Raw genomic sequence first — 2,662 nt, 5'->3', positions numbered from 1 at the left:
TGGCCACCCCACACGTCGCCGGAGCCGCCGCCATCCTCACCCAACAACACCCCAACTGGACCAACACCCAACTCAAAAACGCCCTCATGAGCAGCACCCAAGCTCTCAGCGACACCTACAGCGCATACCAGGTCGGCACCGGCCGCCTCGACGTAGCGGCAGCGGTAAACAGGACCGTACAAGCCACCGGCTCAGTGTTCTTCGGCTACTTCGACTGGCCACACCAACCCACTGACACCCCCGTCACCAAGGCGGTCACCCTCACCAACACCAGCACCACCCCCGTCACCATCAACCTCACCACCACCGGCAACAAGGCGTTCACCCTCAACGACTCCACCGTCACCGTGCCGGCCGAAGGCCAAATAGACGTTCCGGTAACCGGCGACCCAACAACAGCCGACATCGGCGAACACACCGACTACCTCATCGGCACCGATGCCAGCACCGGTGAAACCATCACCCGCACCAGCCTCGGCCTCATCAAAGAAGACGAACGCTACGACCTCACCATCAAACTCCGCGACCGCAACGGCGAACCCACCAGCGGAGCCGTCCTGATAGACCAAGCCGGGGAAAGGTTCGCCGAATCCGTCACCGTCGACGGTGAGCAGACCCTGCGCCTCGCACCCGGGACCTACACCCTGAACACTGATCTTGACGTCGCGGGTGAACAGGCCGACTCCCTCGGCCTCGCCCTGCTGGTCGCCCCAGGGATCAAACTCGACAAACCAACCGAGGTAACGCTGGACGCCAGCCAGGCCCGCCTACTCGACACCACCACCCCTCAACGCACCGAAGACCGACGGCGCACTCTCACCTACGCCGTCGACTACCCCAACGCCGACCGCTTCCGCTTCGCCTATCGAATTCCGATTTGGTACGACGACCTGTACGTGCTGCCGACGGAAAAGCCCGCCGAGAGCGCGTTCACCCTGGGGGCCCGGTGGCGTAAGGGTGAACCGGTCCTGAGCCTGCGCGCCTTCGGCCTGCTCCCCATCGACGCCGTCGTCCAAGCCAGCAGCACCATCACCACCGGCGCCCAATGGCTGCGCCCCGTCTACGCCGGCACCGGCACCCCCGAGGACTACGCCAACGTCGACGCCGACGGCAAAATCGCCGTCATCAAACGCAGCGACGACATCAGCGCAGCCGACCGGGCCGCCGCCGCAGCCGCCGCCGGAGCCGAACTCCTCCTGATCGTCAACGACAACCCCGGAATCCTCCACGAATGGGTCGGCGACTCCCCCATCCCCATCGCCAGCGTCCACCGCGACATCGGAAACATCCTGATCACACTCGCCAAACACGGCATGCCGCCACTGAAGGTCACCCAGAAGGAGTACCCCGACACCATCTACGACCTGAACCAAGCCTGGTCAGAACGAGTGCCGGACCAGCCCCTCACCTACCACCCCAGCCACCACGACCTGGCCCGAATCGACGCCCGCTACCACGCCGTCCAGGACACCACTGGCGAGGGGTACCGCTACGACCTGACCCTCATCCCCGCAATCGGGTCCCCCGAGCGCGAGCAGTACCCCGGCACCCGCACCGAATGGGTCACCCCAGACACGGAGTGGTACGAAACCCACGCACAGGGCGACTGGGAGGACCGGGCGTTCACCGACACGTACGCCAAGGGCACAACCACCCGCCGGGACTGGTTCGCGCCCGCCGTCCGGCCCGCCTTCGGCCGCGGCTACAGCGTCAGCAACAGTCGGTACCAGGACACCATGCTCCTCAACGTGCAGTCCTGGAGCCCGTCGGGCAGCCAGCTCGAACACGCCGGAAACATGCAGTACGGCTCAGTGCCGACCAACATGAAGCTCTACCAGGGTGACACCCTGCTGCACGAGAACACCATCGGCGCCTACCTGCCGAACAAGGAGGTACCGGCCGGGACGCTGCCGTACCGGCTGGTCCTGGACGCATCGCGCCCAGCCGAGGAGTGGGGGTTGTCGACCCGTACCCACACCGAGTGGGACTTCATCTCCAGCACCAACGAGGCTGACCGGCACGCCCCGGAACCGCTCACCCTGCTGCAGCTCGACTACGAACTGGAAACCGACCTACGAGGCGACGTCGAAGCCGGCACCCACCAAGACATCAGCATCACCCCCAAGCCGCAGCCCGGCGGCTCCGGCACCGGCACCATCACCGCAGTAGAACTCGAGGTCTCCTACGACGACGGCACCACCTGGCAACCCATCACCCTCACCCCGGGCGACAACAACCGCCACACCGCAACCCTGAAACTGCCCGACCAACCCGACAACTTCATCTCCGTACGCGCCGCCGCCGAAACCGACACCGGCTTCGCCATCCGACAAGAACTCATCCGCGCCTACGGCCTGCGATAACTGACCGGCGGGGTCCCCGAGCCAACGACGTTCCGGGGACCCCACCCGGCCCCAACCCACCCAGACAACCCTGCTACCCACCACCAGTTGACCCTCGTCACGCCGGCCGGCCGAGGCATTCAGCATGCAGTCGCCGAAACGCCCTAACGGAATGGCATGCACTGGCGCCGCCCTCGGCCACCAACTGGTCACCCACTCGAACCATCGGTGGTGCCCTTCCCCTCGTAGCGTGGAGGCCAGAGCTTGAGGGATAGAGGTTCATGGCTGAGACGAGACGCCAGTTCGATCCGGAGTTCCGC

At 65.6% G+C, this 2,662-nt stretch carries 1 protein-coding gene; it reads left to right on the top strand.

Annotation, left to right across the window (positions count from 1 at the left end):
* Nucleotides 1–2,363: PA domain-containing protein (locus tag SALPAC2_RS24165; RefSeq protein WP_018214584.1), on the top strand; the 2,363-nt coding region annotated here is incomplete at its 5' end.
* Nucleotides 2,364–2,662: the final 299 nt, after the last annotated feature.

Source organism: Salinispora vitiensis (assembly GCF_000378825.1).
Lineage (GTDB): Bacteria > Actinomycetota > Actinomycetes > Mycobacteriales > Micromonosporaceae > Micromonospora > Micromonospora vitiensis.
This window is presented reverse-complemented; position numbering and strand designations above follow the sequence as displayed.